Below are 18,976 nucleotides of genomic sequence, written 5' to 3' on the forward strand. Positions count from 1 at the left end.
GCCGATCAGCCCGTGACCGACGTCGCCGCCGCCACGGCATCGGTCAGGATTCGCATTAGCGCCTCGGGCTCTTCCAGTCCGACCGAGATGCGAAAGAACCCCTCGCTCAGGCCCAGGGCCGCGCGGTTCTGCGGTGTCAGTCCCCGATGCGAGGACGAGGCGGGGTGACTGAGCGTGGTGCCCACATCGCCCAGGGTCGGGGCGAAACTCAGCCCCTCGGCCGCGCGGGCAAAGGCATTGGCGGCGGCGCGCCCCCCGGTCAGTTCGAAACTGACCATGTTGCAGCCCTGATCCCCCAGCAGGGCACGGGCCCGGGCATGGTCGGGATGATCCGTGCGCTGCGGATAGATGACCCGCGTCACCCCTGGCAGCGTCGCCAGATGGTCGGCCAGTCGGGCAGCGGTGGCCTGCGCCCGGTCAAAGCGCAGATCAAAGGACAGCAGGCCGCGTTCGGCCAGCCAGCAGTCGAACGGGCTGGGGGACAGGCCGGTCGATATGGAAAAGACGCGCAGGCGTTCGGCCAGATCGGGATCGCGCGCCGCCACATAGCCCAGCATCACGTCGGAATGGCCGGCCAGCAGCTTGGTGATCGAATGCAGCACGATATCCGCACCATGGGCAAATGGCTGAAACCCGCGCGGCGTGGTAAAGGTGTTGTCCACGGCCAGCAGAATTCCGGCCTCGCGGCACAGCGCCGCCAGTCCGTCGATATCCGCCACCCGCAGGGTCGGGTTCGACACGGCCTCGATCAGCAAAAGGCGGGTCTGCGGACGGATCAGCGCGCGGATGGCCTCGACATCGCAGGGATCGCCCAGTGATGTCGCAATCCCCAGACGCGGCAGGTCGTCCGTCATCAGCCGCAGCGACCGGCCATAGAGCTGGTTGCCGCCGATCACGTGGTCGCCGGCCTGCAACAGGCCCAGCAGCGTCGCCGTCACTGCCGCCATGCCCGACCCGGTCACGATGCCGCCGCGAACCCCCTCCATCGCGTCCAATCGCGCTGCGACCACATCGGCATTGGGATGTCCCTCGCGGGAATAGGTATAGCCCTGGACCCTGCCTTCGTATTGCGCATCCAGCGCATCGGGCGTGTCACTGGCATAGGCGACCGAAGGCGACAGCGGCGTCACCACCGGCCGGCTGGCACTGGCGGGTAACGGCAGCGGACGGATCAACGATCCCCTGGCATTGGTATTCATTTCACTACCGTCAATTGCTCGCGGAACAGGCGCATGTTGTCCCGGTAATGCGCGGCGCTGGCGGCAAGCCCGGCAATCGCCTGATCGTCCAGTTGACGCACGACCTTGCCTGGCGCGCCCATGACCAGACTGCCATCGGGTATCTCCTTGCCCTCGGTGATCAATGCGCCGGCCCCGATCAGGCAGTTCTTTCCGATCCGGGCGCCATTCAGCACCGTCGCCCCCATGCCGATCAGAGAGTTGTCGCCGATACTGCAGCCGTGCAGCATGACCTTGTGCCCGATCGTGCAGTCGCGACCGATCGTCAGCGGATAGCCCGCATCCACATGCATTACGCAGTTTTCCTGCACGTTGCTGCCGGCCCCGACTCGAATTTCCTCGTGATCGGCACGGATCGTGGTGCCGAACCAGACCGAAGCGCCCTCTTCCAGCACCACAAGACCGACAAGATTGGCATCCGGCGCCACCCAGGTATCGGCGTGCAGATCGGGGGTTTTTCCGTTCAGAGCATACAGAGTCATGACTTTTCCTCGAATTCGGCCTGCAAGGCGCGCACATGCCCGGTCAGGCCGGGTTGCTGGCTGCGGCGCAGGCGGGTTGCGGTTACGATGGTTTTCAGCCGCTCTTCGGTGGCGTCCAGATCGTCGTTGACCAGAACGAAATCATAGCCGTCCCAGTGGCTGATCTCGTCCCAGCTTTTCTGCATCCGCCGGGCGATGGTGTCAGCATCGTCCTGGCCGCGGCCTTCCAGACGCCGGCGCAATTCGGTGATCGAGGGCGGCAACAGAAAGATCGACAGCGTATGCGGTCCCAGCGCCGAGTTGCGGATCTGCTGCGCCCCCTGCCAGTCGATGTCAAACAGCACGTCCTTGCCGGCGTCGATCGCCTGCTGTACGGGGCCGCGGGGCGAGCCGTAGAAATTGCCAAAGACATGCGCATGTTCGAGCATCTCGCCGGCCGCCACCTGCGCCTTGAACTCAACCTCCGAGGTAAAGACATAATCCACGCCATCCGCTTCTCCGGGACGCGGCGCGCGGGTGGTGGTACTGACCGAGAACAGGATCGAGGGGTCCCAGTCGCGCAACCGTCTTGCCAGGGTGGACTTGCCCGCACCCGAGGGCGAGGACAGGATGATCAACAGGCCGCGTCTGTCCGGCATGTATGCCTCCGTTCTAATCATTCAATGTTCTGGATCTGCTCGCGCATCTGGTCGATCACCGCTTTCATCTCCAGCCCGGCCGCGGTCAGCTCGGTGGATTGTGATTTCGAGCACAGGGTGTTGGCCTCGCGATTGAATTCCTGCATCAGGAAATCCAGCTTGCGCCCCACGGCGCCGCCCTGCGCCAGCAGATCGCGGGCAGCGCCCACATGCGCGCCCAGACGGTCGATCTCTTCGGTGACATCGGCCTTGACGGCCATCATCGCCAGTTCCTGCGCCACCCGCTGGGGATCGGCGCCTTCGGCATTGTCCAGGACCCGAGCCAGGTTTGTCCTGAGGGTTTCGGTCATCATGTCCTTGCGCGCCTCGGCCAGCCTGGCCGCGTCGACCGTCAATTCCGCGATCCGGGTCAGTTGGCCCGACAGCATTTCGGCCAGAGCCGCTCCTTCGGTGCGGCGCATGTCCAGAAATGCCGCGACCAGCGGTGCGAATTCCTGTTTCAGGCAGGCGACGACCGGAGCGATGTCGTCCTCGGCGGTGCCGGCTTCCAGAACGCCGCGCAAACCCAAGAGATCGCTGGCCCGCGACGGCGCCAGGGTCAGTCCGCGCCGGGCCGCCGCGGCATCGACCTGGGCCAGCGCATCCAAGACCGAATTCAGCGTGGCCTGGTTCAATACCTGGCTTCCGGCTTCTTCGGCCCGGGTCACGCGCAACGCAAGAGTCACGTGACCGCGGGCCACGGTCTTGGCCAGTTCGGCGCGCAGGACCGTTTCCAGTCCGGTCAGCCAGTCGGGAATTCGCAGGCGCAGGTCCAGCCCCTTGCCATTGACGCTGCGCAGTTCCCATGCCCAGGAATAGGCCCCGCTCTCGCCCGTGGCCGCCGCGAATGCCGTCATCGAATTGATCATCCCTCGTCCCGCCTGACCCGCATATCGATCCCTATATGGGATTGGCTCCTGCCTGGCTGCACCTAAAGCCATTGCCGGATGCAGGGCAACCCCGGGGCTGCCGTGGCGGGCGCGGGACCCTTCGAAAAATTAACCATTTGACAAGATTGCACCCCAATTCAGTTAAAAATGTGTCATATTAACCTTTAGGTAACCATTCTGAAGCAAGCCCTAATATATCGGTTCGACCATTTTGGCAGGTCTCATTCGAATAGCGGCGGGCATTGATTTGAGAGACATCGACATGTTCAGCATCTTTCGACCACCTGCATCCGGCAAGGTTGTGGCGATGAACCGGTTTCGCAATGGCGCCAGCCTTTCGCCGATCCGGCAGGCCGAAGCCTATTGGACAGCATTGCGAAACGGCGCCGACATTCCGTTTCGCTCGCAGATCGACCCGCGCGGACTGGAACAGATTCTGGAATATGCCTTTATCCTGGAACGTATCGCGCCGGGGATCGCCCGGTTCCGGCTGGCCGGTCAGCATCTGAGCCGCCTGGCCGGAATGGAGGTGCGGGGCATGCCGCTGACTTCCTTCTTTTCACCGGTCTCGCGCGATCAGGTCAGTGCAACGCTTGAACATGTGTTCGACACCCCTGCCGTTGCGGAACTGACGCTGACCGGCGAACGGCAAAGCCTGCGGGGCGCCTGTGACGCGCGGATGATCCTTTTGCCCCTGAAAAGCGACATGGGCGATTGCAGCCGCATTCTGGGGATAATGGTCGCAGATGGCGATTTTGGCCGGCAACCGCGCCGTTTCGAGGTAACCGGCACCGATCTGCGCGATCTGTCGGTGGTCTCGTCGACCCGCGTCAACACCGTCGAAGCGGTGCAGGGGTTCGCCGAGGCCCAGACCGTCCTGGAAGGACCGGTTCCGTATCTCCGGCTGGTCAAGACCGACGAATAGAGCACCAGCCCCGGACCGGCCAAAAACCGGGCCATCCAGAACCGGATCCGCGGATTGGGCCGCGGGTCGCGACCCATGGGGAGGGGCCGGTATCAGCCGGCCCCGGTCGTTTCCGGTGTAAGCCCGGCGAACCGCCGGATTAGCCGGCCGCGCGGGCCAGCCGCGAGTCGCGCAGGTTCGACAATTCCTCCGCCACCAGAAAAGCCAGTTCCAGCGACTGGCTGGCGTTCAGGCGTGGGTCGCAGGCGGTATGATACCGATCCGACAGATCCTCTTCGCTGACCGCCTGCACGCCGCCGGTGCATTCGGTCACGTCCTGGCCGGTCATCTCGAAATGCACGCCGCCGGGCACCGTGCCTTCGCTGGCATGAATGGCAAAGAATTCGCGCACCTCACGCAGAACCGAGTCAAAGGGCCGCGTCTTGTAGCCGGTCGAGGACTTGACGGTGTTGCCATGCATCGGATCGCAGACCCAGACCACCTCGGCGCCCTCTTCGCGCACGGTCTGGATCAGCCGCGGCAGGTTCTCGGCGACCTTGCCCGCCCCAAACCGCGCGATCAGCGTCAGCCGGCCGGGCTCGTTCTTGGGGTTCAGCCTGGCCATCAGCAGCTTGAGATCCTCGCTGGTCATCGAGGGGCCGCATTTCAGGCCGATCGGGTTGATGACCCCCCGGGCAAACTCGACATGTGCGCCGTCCGGCTGACGCGTGCGATCACCGATCCAGATCAGGTGGCCGGATCCGGCCAGCCAGTTGCCCGAGGTCGAATCCCGGCGCGTCAGCGCCTCTTCGTATTCCAGCAGCAGGCTTTCATGGCTGGTGTAGAATTCCACCGATTGCAGCGTATGCGCCGTATCCTGATTGACCCCGGCCGCCTGCATGAAATCCAACGTATCGCTGATCCGGTTGGCCACCTCGCGATAGCGTTCCGCCTTTTCGCTTTCGGTGAATCCCAGGGTCCAGGAATGCACCTGATGCACATCGGCGTAACCGCCGGTGGAAAAGGCCCGCAGCAGGTTCAGCGTGGCCGCCGCCTGGGTATAGGCCTGCAGCATCTTGTTCGGATCGGGAATGCGCGCCTCGGGCGTGAAATCCAGCTCGTTGATGATGTCGCCGCGATAGCTGGGCAGTTCGACCCCGCCGATCGTCTCGGTCGGTGCGCTGCGCGGTTTGGCAAATTGGCCGGCCATGCGCCCGACCTTGATCACCGGCACCTTGGCGCCATGGGTCAGAACCATGGCCATCTGCAACATCACCTTGAACGTGTCGCGGATGCTGTCGGCACTGAACTGCTCGAAGCTTTCGGCACAATCCCCGCCCTGCAGCAGAAACGCCTCGCCGCGGCCGGCCTTGCCCAAAAGCGATTTCAGGCGGCGTGCCTCGCCGGCAAAGACCAGCGGCGGGTATTTCGACAGCTGCGCCTCGACGGCGTTCAGGGCCGCCGGGTCGGTATAGTCGGGCATCTGAACCCGAGGCTTGTTGCGCCAGTCGGTTTTTTGCCACTCACTCATCGCTCTGATCTCCGTTTCGCATCTCAGGCTGCATCTATACAAAAGCCGGGTGCGGGTTGCCATAACCGATTTGCGACCCTTGACGCCGCAGACCAGCTTTGACCACACTCACGAATACGCATTTCGGTCCGATCTATAGGATTCTATAGGATTCCGTGACCCAAGGGAAATTCGCACAATGAAAGAACAACACAAAGTTGTCGATCTCGGACCGAATGTGACCAGGCCCCGCCGCTTTGTCTTTGTTCTGCTGGACGGGTTTTCCATGCTCAGCTTTGCCTCGGCGCTGGAATGCCTGCGCATCGCCAACCGCATGGCGGCACGCACGCTCTATGACTGGCGGCTGATCGGCGAGGATGGCGACACCATGTCCTGTTCGGCGGGCACCTCGTTTCAGCTGGACGGCGACCTGGCGGATTTGAACCGCGACGACACGGTGCTGATCTGTGGCGGGCTGGATGTTCAGGCCGCGACCAGCAAGCGTCTGCTGGGCTGGATCCGCCGTGAATCCCGCAAGGGCATCCTGATCGGCGGCCTGTGCACCGCCGCCTATACAATGGCCAGGGCCGGATTGCTGGATCACAAAAAGGCGACGATCCACTGGGAAAACGCCGACAGTTTTTCCGAAGAATTCGAGGATGTGCAGCTGACGAAATCGGTCTTCGTGATCGACGGTAGCCGGATGACCACGGCGGGCGGCACCTCGTCGATCGACCTGATGCTCAAGCTGATCGCCGACGAGCATGGCGAGGAACTGGCCAACGCGGTGGCCGACCAGCTGATCTATTCCTCGATCCGCACCGATCAGGACACCCAGCGCCTGTCGGTGCCCACCCGCATCGGCGTACGGCACCCCAAGCTGAGCCAGGTGATCCAGATCATGGAGGCCAATATCGAGGAACCGATCAGCCCGTCGATCCTGGCCCGCGACGTGGGCATGTCCACGCGACAGCTGGAACGCCTGTTCCGCCGCTATCTCAATCGCAGCCCGAAACGGTATTACATGGAACTGCGCCTGCAAAAGGCCCGCAACCTGCTGATGCAGACCGACATGAGCGTCATCAACGTGGCCCTGGCCTGCGGCTTTGCCAGCCCGTCGCATTTCTCGAAATGCTATCGCGCCCATTACGACACGACACCCTATCGCGAACGCGGCAGCCATGCCGGGCGCCTGTCGATCTGACCGGTCAGAACTCCGCAACACCTGCCCGGAAATGCGCCAAATGCCACCCCGGCCGCATCCGTGCGCCGGGATTTGCCGACACCACTTTTCTTTTTGTCCCGCCTTGCCTAGGGTCGGGGTCGAACAAAATGTTCCAACACGGGAGAAACCAAATGAAAAAGCTGCTTTTGGCGACGGCCGCAACGGCGCTGATGGCGGGGACCGCGTTTGCCGGCGGGCACGCAAAAGAGGTCAAGCTGGGCATTCTGTTCGGCTTTACCGGCCCCATTGAATCTCTGGCTCCGGCGATGGCCGCCGGTGCCGAACTGGCCATCAAAGAGGTCAATGACAGCGGCGCGCTGCTGGACGCCGCCACGGTCACGCCGCTGCGGGCCGACACCGGCTGTATCGACAACGGTCTGGCCACGTCCAACGCCGAACGCCTGATTGCCGAGGGCATCAACGGTCTGGTCGGCGGCGACTGTTCCGGCGTCACCGGGGCGATCCTGCAAAACGTCGCCATTCCCAACGGCATGGTGATGATCTCGCCCTCGGCAACATCGCCGGGCCTGTCCAGCGTCGAGGATAACGGCCTGTTCTTCCGTACCGCGCCGTCGGATGCGCGCGAAGGCGAGGTGATGGCCGAAATTCTGGCCGAGCGTGGTATCAAGTCGATCGCGCTGACCTATACCAACAACGATTTCGGCAAGGGGCTGGCCGATTCGATCAAGACCGCTTTTGAGGCCGGTGGCGGACAGGTGACCATCACCGCCGCGCACGAGGACGGCAAGGCCGACTATTCGGCCGAAGTCGGCGCACTGGCCGCGGCGGGCGGCGAGTTGCTGGTTGTGGCCGGGTATCTGGATCAGGGCGGCCTGGGCATCATCAAGGCGGCGCTGGATTCCGGCGCCTTCGAGACATTCGGCCTGCCCGGCGGCATGATCGGCGACAGCCTGCCGCAGAATGTCGGCCCGGATCTGGACGGCTCGTTCGGTCAGATCGCCGGCACCGGCGGCGAAGGCATTGAGAAGATGACTGCCATGGCCGGCGACGCCTTTGACGCCACATCGCCCTTCTCGCCGGAAAGCTATGACGCGGCGGCGCTGTTCCTGCTGGCCATGCAGGCGGCGAATTCCACCGATCCGGCGGCCTATGGCCCCAAGATCATGGAAGTCGCCAACGCACCTGGCGAAAAGATCTATCCCGGTGAACTGGCCAAGGCGCTGGAAATCCTCAAAAGCGGCGGCGACGTCGATTATGTCGGTGCCTCGGCGGTCGAACTGATCGGCCCGGGTGAAAGCGCCGGCAGCTATCGCGAGATCGAGGTCAAGGACGGCCAGAACACCACCGTCAAGTTCCGCTGACCGCGCCCTGAAGACCAAAAAACCAGACAGCCCGCGGCCCCCCTGCCGCGGGCTTTTTCTATGGAATCGCCTTGCGGATCAACGCCCTTTGAACAGGCCCCCCAGAATGCCGCGCACGATGCGGCGCCCGGTGGTGCCGGTCAGTTCCTTCATCACGTTCCTGGTCAGCGCCTGGGCAAAACTGTCGCCGGATTTGCGCGGCGGGCGTGCGGTCGACCGGCCGACCCGGTTGCCGGAGTAGCGGCGGCCGGCATTGTATTCGCGGAACATCGGCTCCATCTGCTCGGCCTTTTCCTCGGCCTCGGCCGCTTTTTCGGCGGCCTCGGCGGCACGCAGCGCCAGGATTTCATAGGCCGATTTGCGGTCCAGCGCCTGATCGTATTTTCCCGCCATGTCGGACGCCGCCAGCACGGCCTGGCGCTGGGCATCGGTGATCGGCCCCAGCTGTGACGAGGGCGGGCGGATCAGGGTGCGCTCGACCACGCCGGGCACACCCTTTTTCATCAGCATGCTGGTCACCGCCTCGCCGACACCGACATCGCGGATCGCGTCCTGGGTCGAGAACCGCGGGTTCTCGCGATAGGTCTCGGCCGCCAGTTTCAGGTTCTTGCGATCCCGCGCGGTAAAGGCGCGCAGGGCGTGCTGAACCCGGTTGCCAAGCTGGCCCAGAATGTCCTCGGGTATGTCGGCCGGATTCTGGGTGATGAAATACACCCCCACCCCTTTCGAGCGGATCAGCCGGGCGACCTGCTCGATCTTGTCCACCAGCACCTTCGGGGCATCGTCAAACAGCAGATGCGCCTCGTCGAAGAAGAATACCAGCCGGGGCTTGTCCGGATCCCCGACCTCGGGCAGTTCCTCGAAAAGCTCGCTGAGCAGCCACAGCAGAAACGTCGCATACAGCCCGGGCGCGCTCATCAACCTGTCGGCGGCAAGGATGTTGATGCCGCCCCGCCCATGCGCATCGCAGCGCATGATGTCCGCCAGGTCCAGCGCCGGTTCGCCGAACAGCCGCGCGCCGCCCTGGTTTTCCAGCACCAGCAGTCGCCGCTGGATCGCCCCGATCGAGGCGGTCGACACATTGCCATAGCGCAGGGACAACCTGTCGCGGTTCTGGCCGATCCAGACCAGCAATGCCTGCAGGTCCTTGAGGTCCAGCAATGGCAACCCCTCTTCGTCGGCCAGACGGAAGGCGATGTTCAGGATACCCTCCTGCGCTTCGGTCAGCTCCAGCAGCCGCGCCAGCAGCAGCGGCCCCATCTCGGCAACCGTGGTGCGCACCGGGTGACCGGACTGGCCGAACAGATCCCAGAACGTGACCGGGTAGGCGCGATAGGCATAGTCGGCAAAGCCGATCCGCGCAGCCCTTTCCCGAAAGGCTGGGTCCAGTTTGTGTGCCGAACTGCCGGCCCGGGCCAGCCCTGACAGGTCGCCCTTGACGTCCGACAGGAACACCGGAACGCCGGCATCGCTGAAGCCTTCGGCCAAGATCTGCAGGGTCACGGTCTTGCCGGTGCCGGTGGCACCGGCGATCAGCCCGTGACGGTTGGCATATTTCAATGCCAGCTCCTGTTTCTCGCCATAATCGGGACCACCGCCGCCAATGAAAACTTTGCTGCCCATGTCCGTTTACCTCTTGTTCCTGCCCGTACCGCGCCGACCATACAAACTTAACCTTTGCCTGCCATAGTCCTTTCTGCCCGCTGCAACGGCCCGTTCGGGTTTGCGGGCACTTCCTCCCTGTTAGACTGGCCGTGCCTTCGGGTACGGCCCCTTTTTTTTGACCCCGCGCAAAACTGGCAAACGCTCGGAAAATGCTTCTTTTTTTCGGTTTCCTGTTGACCGCTGCCCGCCCCTTTCGTAACCTCGCCGCAATAACTAAGTCGGCCAGTCCGACGGGGAGAAAGTATTCGGAAAGGGGGCTGTTCAGTCCCCTTTTTTCGTATTCTCGCGCGATCAAAGCGTTAATCCCGAGCGGGCGAAAAACGGTTCGGACGGCGCCGGCATTCGGCAATAAGCGCCTGACAGCGTCCCGCCGGCGTGATAGAGCAGCCACCAGGCAGACCCCACAGGAAACGAGACAGTCGCATGTTCAAACATCTTCCCTCACTGGCAGCGCTGAGCCTTGTCGCGCTGACCGTACAGGCCCAGGCCGAGGACAAACCCGCCGCCACGCCAGAGACCGAGGCACAGGCCGCCGAGACCGCCGAAAAGCCGGCGCTGGATCTGGGCCAGCCGGTTGATCAGGGCCCCAAGCTGGGCGAGCGCTATTCCAAGGAAAAGCACGGCGACTGGGATCTCGCCTGCATCAAGACCGAAGCCGAAACCGACCCGTGCTCGCTGTTGCAAATCCTCACGGACGACACCGGCAATCCGGTGGCCGAGGTATCGCTGTTCCGGATCGAGAACGGCAGCCAGGCCGCAGCCGGGGCCACGGTGCTGGTGCCGCTGGAAACCCTGTTGCCCGCGCAGCTGACCATCGCCGTGGATGACAACCCGGGCAAGCGCTATCAGTATTCGTTCTGCAGCCCCATCGGTTGTGCCGCGCAGATCGGCCTGACCAAAGAGGACGTCGAAGCCTTTAAGAAGGGTGGCAAGGCCACCGTGTCGCTGGTGCCAGCACCGGCGCCGGATCAGGTCGTCAAGCTGACACTGTCGCTGAGCGGCTTTACCGCCGGATTCGCGGCGGTCGATGTCCTGACCGAATAGGTCACGCAAAATCGCTACCGCCGCGCGCCGGACCCCTGGGTCCGGCGTTTTTGTGTCAGACCCGGCGCAATACCAGCACCGCGTTCATGCCGCCAAAGGCAAAGGCGTTCGAGACCGCCACGTGCACGTCGGCCTCGCGCGCCACGTTGGGCACTACGTCCAGCGCGCATTCCGGGTCTGGTTCCTCGTAGCCGATGGTGGGGGCGATCACCCCGTCGCGCAATGCCATGATGCAGGCCAGCAGTTCCACCGCACCGGTGCCGCCGATCAGGTGACCATGCATCGATTTGGTCGAACTGATCATCAACCGGTCTGCATGCGGGCCGAAAACGTCGGCTACCGCGGCGCATTCCGTCTTGTCGTTGGCTGCGGTTCCGGTGCCATGGGCGTTGATATACCCGACCGCATCAGGGTCGATTCGAGCGTCGCGCAACGCATTGGCCATGGCGCGAGCGGCGCCCTGCTTGCTGGGCATCACGATGTCCGAAGCATCCGATGTCATGGCAAAGCCGCTGACTTCACACAGGATCTCGGCGCCCCGGGTCCGGGCATGCTCGTATTCCTCGAACACAAAGACACCGGCCCCCTCGCCCTGCACCATGCCGCTGCGGCCCAGCGAAAACGGCCGGCAGGCGTCCTTTGACATCACGCGCAGCCCCTCCCAGGCCTTGACGCCGCCGAAACACAGCATGCTTTCAGACCCGCCCGTTACCATCGCCTTTGCCATGCCGCTGCGCACCATGGCAAAGGCCTGGGCCATGGCGTGGTTGGACGAGGCACAGGCCGTCGATACCGTGAAGGACGGCCCCTTGAGATTGTATTCCATGGACACATGCGCGGCGGCGGCATTGTTCATCAGCTTGGGCACGACAAAGGGATGCACCCGGTTCTTGCCATCCTCGTAGACCGACCGGTAATTGTCGTCCCAGGTGCTGACCCCGCCCCCCGCCGTGCCCAGCACGACGCCGGAACAGGCCGCCAGTTCGCCGGCAAAGGTCAAGCCGGACTGTGTTATGGCCTCTTTTGCGGCGGTCAGGGTAAACTGGGTGAAACGGTCATACAGCGATATCTGCTGGCGGTTGAACCGGCCCTCGGCCTCGAATCCGCGGACCTGCCCGCCGATCCGGATGGCCAGCCGGTCGACATCGCGAAACGCCAGTTCGCCGATGCCGCAGCGCCCCTCGCGCATCGCCATCAACGTCTCGGACACCGAATGACCCAAGGCGTTGATCGTGCCCGCACCGGTGATGACAACCCGGTTCATGCCCCGGCCCCCTTGCGGTTCAAGATTTCTGCGTTACCAGCTTTTCGATACCGGCCACGATCGCGCCGACGCTGCTGATGTCGAAATCGCTGTCGCCAGGCTCGTTGGCGTTGAACGGGATCGAGATGTCGAACTCTTCCTCAATCGCAAATATGCTTTCGACCAGCCCCAGGCTGTCGATACCCAGATCCTCCAGCGTGCTGTCCATCCTGACGTCCGAAGGATCAAGCAGCGCCTGTTCGGCAACGATTGCGATGACCTTGTCCTGAATGCTCATGTCGGGCCTCTGATCTGCTGTTCTGGCGCTGACTTAGTCTTTTGGTTCCTGTTTGAAAACGGCTTTTTGCAAGGCCGCGATGTCGCGCATCAGCCGCGGCAGCCGGCGCTGCGCCTTATACATGTCAGTATGGGTTTCCATCTTAACAGCCGGATACCCCATGATCACCCGACCGGCCGGCACGTTGGACAGAATTTTGGTGCCACCGCCGGCAATTACCCGGTCGCCGATAAAGATATTGTCCACGACGCCTACCTGGCCGCCGAGAATGACATTGTCACCGATATCCACCGATCCGGATATGCCGGTCTGACCGCAGAGCAGGCAGTCGCGGCCAACCCGCGTGTTGTGACCGACATGAACCAGGTTGTCCAGTTTGCTGCCATCGCCGATCCGGGTATCGCGGATGGTGCCGTTATCCACCGTGCAGTTTGCGCCGACCTCGACATCGTCGCCGATGGTAACCGCACCCAGCGAGTGGATGCGAATCCAGCTTTGCGCCTTGGCATCCCCCTGATCACCCATGGTCTTGCGCACGTTTTCGGCGCCGGACACTTCGGGGGTCACAAAGGAAAAACCGTCTCCGCCGATCCGTGCGCCGGGCTGAGCGATGAAACGCGCCCCGATCCGGACGCGCGCACCTATACTGACCATTTCACGCAACAGCGCGTTTTCTCCCAGCCGCACGTCGGGTCCGATCGCGCAATGCGGTCCGATCACGCTGCCGGCGCCAATGCGGGCGCCGGGGCCGACGACGCTGAGCGGACCCACGGACACATTGTCCGCCAGTTCCGCCGTCGCATCGATGACGGCCGTAGGGTGAATGCCGGTGTCACAGCCCTGCCCGCGGTCCATGAGCGCCGTCAAACCGGACATGGCCATGCGCGGACGCGGTGCAAAGATCGCTGCCGCCAGACCCATATCCTGCCAATTGGCATCGGGCCAAAGGATCGCCGCCCGGGCCTGTCCCTTGCTCAGGTCGCCGCGGTATTTCTCAGACATTGCCAGCGCCAGGTCCTCGGGTCCGGCATCAGCCGGCTCGGCCGCGCGCTGGACCGTCAGTTCCAGGTCCCCGGCGGCCTCTGCCCCCAGTTGCTTGGCGATCTGGCGGATGGTAAAAGTCATGGCGCGGCCCCCTTGCATCTGTCGGGACCGTGATTACCCCCGAACCGCGCGCAGGGCTACCCCCGCGTTGTCCAGAGCGCGCCAAATCTTGGCGTCACGCCCATAGATATCGCGCCGGTATTCCGACCGCCCCTTTTCGCCGACAAAGGCGGTGCGGTAAATGATGTGCACCGGAACCGGCTCGTCCAGCATCACCTTTGTCTCTTTGCCGCTGTTCAGGATGCGGTGGAACTGACCCTTGGGATCACCTGTCTGCCTGGCCAGCAGCGTGTAGGCAAAATCGAACGGATCGGCCAGACGGATACAGCCATGCGAATAGGCGCGGACCTCTCGGTCGAACAGGGATTTCGATGGAGTATCATGAAGATAGATATTGTACTTGTTCGGGAACATGAACTTGACCAGCCCCAGCGCATTGCGTTTGCTGGGCGGTTGCCGCATGGCATAGGGAAAGCTGCGCGCGGTAAACTGGTTGAAGTCCACCGCCGCGCGGTTGACCCGCCGCCCACGACTGTCGGTAATCTCGATATGGCCAGCCGCGTTCGGGTTGTTCTTGAGCTTGGGCAGGTATTCCTTGGTCACGATCGAGCGCGGCACATACCAGCTGGGATTGACCACCATGAACTCCATCATGTCGGAAAATTCGGGACTGCGCCGGTCGCTGGTATTCTTGCCGATCACCGACCGGGTGCGAAAGGTCACCTTGCCATTGTCGATAATCTTGGCGGTGAAGTCGGTCTGGTTGACCAGAATGTGGCGCCGGCCGAGATCCATGTTGATCCAGCGTTCCCGTTCCATCGCGACGATAACCGACCGCAGGCGCAGCTCGGCCGGTTGATTGATCTCGGCCATTGTGCCCTTGCCGGCGACGCCGTCGGCCGTCAGCCCGTGCGCCAGCTGAAACTGCTGTACCGCCTTCTGGATATCGGAATCGTAGCTTTGCGTGGCGCTGCGGCGCATGTATCCCATGGCGATCAGCCGGTTGCGCAGGATCACAACCGCATTGCCGCTTTGCCCGGGTTTGAGACTGCCGACCGGAACCGCCGCGCCCCATCCGCCCTGTCCCAACAGTTTCTCCAGCCGCAGCTTTTCCTTCATCAATGCGCGATACTGCGCAGACGATGGCGGCAGCGCTTTGAAAAACCCGCGCGGCGCACTTTTGGCAAAATTCGTCAGGTAAGACCCCCGGTCGCGATACGGCACCGCCCGGACGATCCCCCCATCGATACGAGAGGGCACCAGCAGGCCGGTCTGCACGTCGCGGGCGTATTTCAGAAACGCCGCGCTTAGACGAACTTCGAGCAGCCCCAGATCGCGCGTCGTGCGCGCCGCCTGCATCTGCGCCGTCAGCCCGTCCACATCATAGCGCGCCACCGGCAGTCCGTGGGTGCCGGCGTTGGACAATGCCTGTATCAGTTCCGCCCGGCGTTTGCGGTGTTTGCCGCCCTTGCCGGTCCAGACCGCCTCATAGTTGGTCGCACGGTAAAACGCGGCGATGTCGGCGTCCTTGGCAGCGGCTTCAGCTACCGCCTGCTTAAAGGCCGTGACCTGCGCCGCCGCCGGCGCGCCGAACAGGAAAGCCGCCATGACCAACGCACCGATCACGGCCAGAAGCCGGGAAATTATCCGCATATGCTGAAATGTCGTCATGGGAGCGTCCTTGATATTCGAAACAATGGCTAATGATTGAGACTACCGTTCTACAGTTAGAAACATGCACAAATGGTGTCCATTCACTTTTCGAATATCGATAAATTGCACGCATTCATGGTGCTTGAGGGCATCGACACAGGCGTTGCGGCAGATTGCGCGAGAAATTGCCGAAAAACGATTGTGTCTAAAACTTGTTCAAATCCGGACTTGGCTGAGAATGCCGCGCATGGCATAGAGTAGACACATCTGGGGGTGGATATATGTAACGCGCACGTAACATCGGGCGCAGGCAGGACGAGAAGCGTACAGGACGGCGCAGTAAAATGACAGAACTCAGCTCTACGGGCATGTCCCGTCGTGCACTGCTAGGTGCATTCGCAGCAACAGCAGTCACAGCAGCCCCGACATTTGCAAATGCAGCAGGTTTCCTGCGCGGTGGCGGAGATATCCGACGCATTCGGATGTATTCCGGGCGAACCGGCGAACGCATCGACATGATCTATTGGATCGATGGCAAGTACATCAAGGATTCTGTCAAGGAAATCAACCACTTCATGCGCGATTGGCGCAATGACCAACTGAAATCCATCGACCTGCGCACCATCGACATCATGGCCGCTGCGCACAATCTAATGGACGTGAACGAACCCTATATGCTGCTGTCGGGATATCGCAGCCCGCAGACCAACGCCATGCTGCGCCGCCGCTCGCGCGGGGTCGCAAAGAACTCGTTGCACATGAAGGGCCAGGCCGCGGATCTGCGCCTGGCGTCCCGCTCGGTGAGCCAGATGGCCAAGGCCGCCTCGGCCTGTCAGGCCGGTGGTGTCGGGCGATATTCGCGCTCGAATTTCGTGCATATGGATTGCGGAGTCGTGCGCAGCTGGGGCGGCTGACCGCCCCTTTCCGTTTCCGATCCGGCAACAAAACCGCTGCGTCCTGCAGCGGTTTTTTTCGTGCCCGGCGATCTCTTTAAAAATGGATCAAATTCGGCGGCAGAAAGCCGCCGACCCGAATTTTTCGCTTGCCAACGCCGGGATCAGAAGTTCAGCGACAGATCCCGATGCACGGAGTTGCACCCAGCCAGGTACAGCGCCTGCGACCGGCTGAGGCGCGTCTGCTGTCGGGCACCGATGGTTTCCGACAAGGCGGCGAGATAGGCTTCCAACCCGGGCTTGAGCCGGCTGTCCGCTGAGGCCCGCCATGTTTTCTGGTCCTGGTAAGTAGCGACCGCCTTGTCGTACTCAGCCATAGCCTTGGCACGATCCGGGGACGAGCCCCGCATGGCGCGCCGGGCCTTGGACAGGGCCGAAGACACGGTATTGGCCCCGGCCAGCTGGCCAAAGGCCTTGCCGACCTGATCCAGCGCCTCTTCGGCCCCAGCGGGTTGGCCATCGGCGATGACCCCACGCAGACCGGTCAACTGCGCCTCGAGCTCGAAGAAACCGGTATTGTCCGCCAGCACCGCCAGCATTTCGCTCACAGGTTCGACGGCGTCGTCGGCCGCCCGGCGATAGCTGTTTCGCGCCTGCAGCTCTGCCCTGGTCAGGGCGCTGAACGTCTCGTGCGTGGCTTTCCAGCTGTCTGGCACCTGCGCCGCGATCTGGTCGCGCTTGTCCTTCAGAACCTCGACGCGGGCCTTGATCTTGTCGCGCCGGGCCTGAACGTTTTCGCCCGACATATAGCGACCGGATTTCTCGAGGCGCGCGATCTCGTCCTCGAGTTCGCGCATGCCCTTCTGCAACTTGCGCACCTGTGCAAGCGCCGGACGATAGACGTCTGTCGCCTCCACGACAGCGGCTTCGGTCGCCGTGATTTCGTCCAACAGGCCGATGGCCTTGTCCGCGCTGGCAAAGGCGGATGACAGGCCCGAGGATTGTGACTTGGGCAGGATCGCCAGGTCCAGCGCCTGCGCCCGGGCGATGGCCTCGGTGATCGCATCCCTGTCATTGGCGACCTCCTGACGCACGTATTCCTCCAGGCATTGCTGCAGCCGGGGATTGCGCGGCGGCGGTGACTTTTCAGACAGAAAACTCATCCGGTTGGGCAGATAGTTCACCAGTTGCGGGTAGTAAGCGACAATTCCCAACGCCAGAATTTGCAGGGCGATAAAGGCAATGACCCCTTTGTAGATCTGCACCGTCTTGACGATCGCCGGCGCCACGCCGCGCAGATAGAACAGCGCAAAGCCGAAAGGTGGCGTCAGGAACGAGGTCTGGATGTTCAGACCGATCATCACCCCCAGCCAGACGGCCGTGATATTGGCCTGCGGATCGGCCAGCAGGATCGGCGCGACAATCGGCACGACCACAACCGCGATTTCGATGAAGTCCAGAAAGAACCCCAGCACAAAGATCACCAGCATCACGATAAGGAACTGGGTCCAGAATCCGCCCGGCAGCGAATTCAGGAAATCGCGCACCAGCTCTTCGCCGCCAAAGGCGCGAAAGGCCGCCGTCAGCATGGCCGCACCCAACAGGATGATGAACACCAGCGACGTGGTCTTTGCGGTTTCGATCATCACTTCATGCAGGGTGTTTTCGATCTTGAGCACCCGCACAGCGCTCCAGACCAGAGAAATCAGCAGCAGGACCACGGCTATGATTCCGATCGTGAGACCGGTAGAGTCCCCGCCCTCGTTCAGCAGCACGGCCTTGACGTTCATGTCATAATTGGACAGGGCAAACCCGATCAGTCCCAGTGAGAATATCGCCAGGATCGCGGGATAATAGGTCGTCTTGTTCTGTTCGGTGATCCGGTATCCGGCCATGATCAGGGCCCCGGCCGCGCCGATGGCACCGGCCTGGTTCACGGTGGCGATCCCGGCGATGATCGATCCCAGAACCAGAAAGATCAGCGCCAGCGGCGGCACCAGCGTCAGAACCACATTGCCCCAAAAGGCCGCGTCCCGCGCCCCGGTATAGGGCACGGCGGGCGCCGATTTCGGCCGCAGGATGGCAAAGATCAGGATATAGACCATGTAGATCAGAACCAGCAGGATACCGGGCACAAAGGCGCCCAGGAACATCTCGCCGGCACTGGTGCTGGCCACGTCAAAGACGCTGGGCATGCTCAGTTCGCCGGTGGCGTCCTTGTACAGCGCCTTGCGGGCCGTGCTGGCCTGATCCGAGGCGCTGGCCAACTGGTCGGCCAGGATGATCAGCACGATCGACGGCGGGATGATCTGCCCCAGCGTGCCCGAAGCGGCGATGGTCCCGGTCGCCAGGGATTGCGAATAGTTGTTGCGCAGCATCGCCGGCAGGGAAATCAGCCCCATGGCCACCACGGTGGCACCGACAATGCCGGTGGTGGCCGCCAGCAGCGCGCCGACGAAGACCACCGAGATGCCAAGACCGCCCGGCACCGAGCCAAACAGCTGGGCCATGGTCACCAGCAGATCCTCGGCGATTTTCGACCGCTGCAGCATGATGCCCATGAAGATGAACAGCGGAATCGCGATCAGCGTGTCCCGCTCGACCTCCCAATAGACCCCGCGCAGATTGGTGACCCCCGCCGTCAGCCATTGCGACGGACCGCCGGAATGGAAATAGGCATCGACGTTGCCGGTTACCAAATAGCCGGCACCGGCCGCCAGCAGGATCGAGATGATCGCCGATCCGGGCAGCGCAAAGGCCACGGGATAGCCCGAGGCCAGCGCCGAAGCCATGATGACGATCAGAACGGCGAGAAAGAAAAGTTCCAT

At 62.8% G+C, this 18,976-nt stretch carries 16 protein-coding genes; 5 read left to right on the top strand and 11 right to left on the bottom strand.

What is annotated here, in order from left to right:
* Positions 1 to 5: 5 nt before the first annotated feature.
* Genes ACFMPD_RS11370 through ACFMPD_RS11385 form a run of 4 tightly spaced genes read right to left on the bottom strand, consistent with a single transcriptional unit; the run spans position 6 to position 3,254 of the window.
* On the bottom strand, positions 6 to 1,199 hold the full coding sequence (locus ACFMPD_RS11370; protein ID WP_380994199.1) for a trans-sulfuration enzyme family protein: 1,194 nt from the start codon (positions 1,197 to 1,199) through the stop codon (positions 6 to 8).
* On the bottom strand, positions 1,196 to 1,720 hold the full coding sequence (locus tag ACFMPD_RS11375) for a gamma carbonic anhydrase family protein (protein WP_380994203.1): 525 nt from the start codon (positions 1,718 to 1,720) through the stop codon (positions 1,196 to 1,198). The genes ACFMPD_RS11370 and ACFMPD_RS11375 overlap by 4 nt, the downstream gene beginning before the upstream one ends.
* Positions 1,717 to 2,358, bottom strand: coding sequence for a guanylate kinase (gmk, locus tag ACFMPD_RS11380; protein WP_380994206.1), 642 nt, complete (start codon positions 2,356 to 2,358; stop codon positions 1,717 to 1,719). Before gmk ends, ACFMPD_RS11375 begins: the two co-directional genes overlap by 4 nt.
* Before the next feature lie 17 nt (positions 2,359 to 2,375).
* On the bottom strand, positions 2,376 to 3,254 hold the full coding sequence (locus ACFMPD_RS11385; RefSeq protein WP_380994208.1) for a YicC/YloC family endoribonuclease: 879 nt from the start codon (positions 3,252 to 3,254) through the stop codon (positions 2,376 to 2,378).
* A 295-nt stretch (positions 3,255 to 3,549) separates the two neighbouring features.
* Here ACFMPD_RS11385 and ACFMPD_RS11390 point away from each other — a divergent pair, with 295 nt between their 5' ends.
* Complete coding sequence (locus ACFMPD_RS11390; protein ID WP_380994211.1) at positions 3,550 to 4,212, top strand: PAS domain-containing protein; 663 nt, start codon at positions 3,550 to 3,552, stop codon at positions 4,210 to 4,212.
* 139 nt (positions 4,213 to 4,351) lie between these two features.
* Here ACFMPD_RS11390 and ACFMPD_RS11395 read toward each other — a convergent pair whose 3' ends face one another.
* Entirely contained in the window at positions 4,352 to 5,722 is a 1,371-nt protein-coding gene (locus tag ACFMPD_RS11395) for a class II 3-deoxy-7-phosphoheptulonate synthase (protein WP_380994214.1), read from the bottom strand.
* 178 nt (positions 5,723 to 5,900) lie between these two features.
* Between ACFMPD_RS11395 and ACFMPD_RS11400 the strand changes: the two genes are divergently transcribed.
* Positions 5,901 to 6,905 (top strand): GlxA family transcriptional regulator, encoded by a 1,005-nt coding sequence (locus tag ACFMPD_RS11400; protein WP_380994217.1) that lies wholly within the window; start codon positions 5,901 to 5,903, stop codon positions 6,903 to 6,905.
* A gap of 152 nt (positions 6,906 to 7,057) precedes the next feature.
* Positions 7,058 to 8,248, top strand: coding sequence for an ABC transporter substrate-binding protein (locus ACFMPD_RS11405; RefSeq protein ID WP_380994220.1), 1,191 nt, complete (start codon positions 7,058 to 7,060; stop codon positions 8,246 to 8,248).
* A 78-nt stretch (positions 8,249 to 8,326) separates the two neighbouring features.
* Here ACFMPD_RS11405 and ACFMPD_RS11410 read toward each other — a convergent pair whose 3' ends face one another.
* Positions 8,327 to 9,871, bottom strand: a complete 1,545-nt coding sequence (locus ACFMPD_RS11410; protein ID WP_380994223.1) for a helicase HerA-like domain-containing protein — start codon at positions 9,869 to 9,871, stop codon at positions 8,327 to 8,329.
* Positions 9,872 to 10,336: 465 nt separating this feature from the next.
* Here ACFMPD_RS11410 and ACFMPD_RS11415 point away from each other — a divergent pair, with 465 nt between their 5' ends.
* Entirely contained in the window at positions 10,337 to 10,957 is a 621-nt protein-coding gene (locus tag ACFMPD_RS11415) for an invasion associated locus B family protein (RefSeq protein ID WP_380994225.1), read from the top strand.
* A gap of 55 nt (positions 10,958 to 11,012) precedes the next feature.
* Here the strand turns inward: ACFMPD_RS11415 and ACFMPD_RS11420 are convergent, their stop codons facing one another.
* From ACFMPD_RS11420 to ACFMPD_RS11435, 4 genes are read right to left on the bottom strand one after another with little or no spacing between them, the layout of a single operon-like run.
* The gene (locus ACFMPD_RS11420) at positions 11,013 to 12,221 is read right to left on the bottom strand and encodes a beta-ketoacyl-[acyl-carrier-protein] synthase family protein (RefSeq protein WP_380994228.1); all 1,209 of its coding nucleotides are present in this window, start codon (positions 12,219 to 12,221) and stop codon (positions 11,013 to 11,015) included.
* Positions 12,222 to 12,240: 19 nt separating this feature from the next.
* Complete coding sequence (locus tag ACFMPD_RS11425; protein WP_380994231.1) at positions 12,241 to 12,498, bottom strand: acyl carrier protein; 258 nt, start codon at positions 12,496 to 12,498, stop codon at positions 12,241 to 12,243.
* A gap of 33 nt (positions 12,499 to 12,531) precedes the next feature.
* A complete protein-coding gene (lpxD, locus tag ACFMPD_RS11430) occupies positions 12,532 to 13,623 on the bottom strand; it encodes a UDP-3-O-(3-hydroxymyristoyl)glucosamine N-acyltransferase (RefSeq protein WP_380994233.1) in 1,092 nt (363 codons plus the stop codon).
* A gap of 33 nt (positions 13,624 to 13,656) precedes the next feature.
* A complete protein-coding gene (locus ACFMPD_RS11435; protein ID WP_380994236.1) occupies positions 13,657 to 15,273 on the bottom strand; it encodes a L,D-transpeptidase family protein in 1,617 nt (538 codons plus the stop codon).
* 326 nt (positions 15,274 to 15,599) lie between these two features.
* Here ACFMPD_RS11435 and mepK point away from each other — a divergent pair, with 326 nt between their 5' ends.
* Positions 15,600 to 16,169 (top strand): peptidoglycan L,D-endopeptidase MepK, encoded by a 570-nt coding sequence (gene mepK, locus ACFMPD_RS11440; RefSeq protein WP_380994239.1) that lies wholly within the window; start codon positions 15,600 to 15,602, stop codon positions 16,167 to 16,169.
* A 143-nt stretch (positions 16,170 to 16,312) separates the two neighbouring features.
* On the opposite strand, the gene ACFMPD_RS11445 is transcribed toward mepK, so the two are convergent.
* The gene (locus ACFMPD_RS11445; RefSeq protein WP_380994241.1) at positions 16,313 to 18,976 is read right to left on the bottom strand and encodes a TRAP transporter large permease; all 2,664 of its coding nucleotides are present in this window, start codon (positions 18,974 to 18,976) and stop codon (positions 16,313 to 16,315) included.

Source organism: Sedimentitalea sediminis, from assembly GCF_042687825.1.
GTDB lineage: Bacteria > Pseudomonadota > Alphaproteobacteria > Rhodobacterales > Rhodobacteraceae > Sedimentitalea.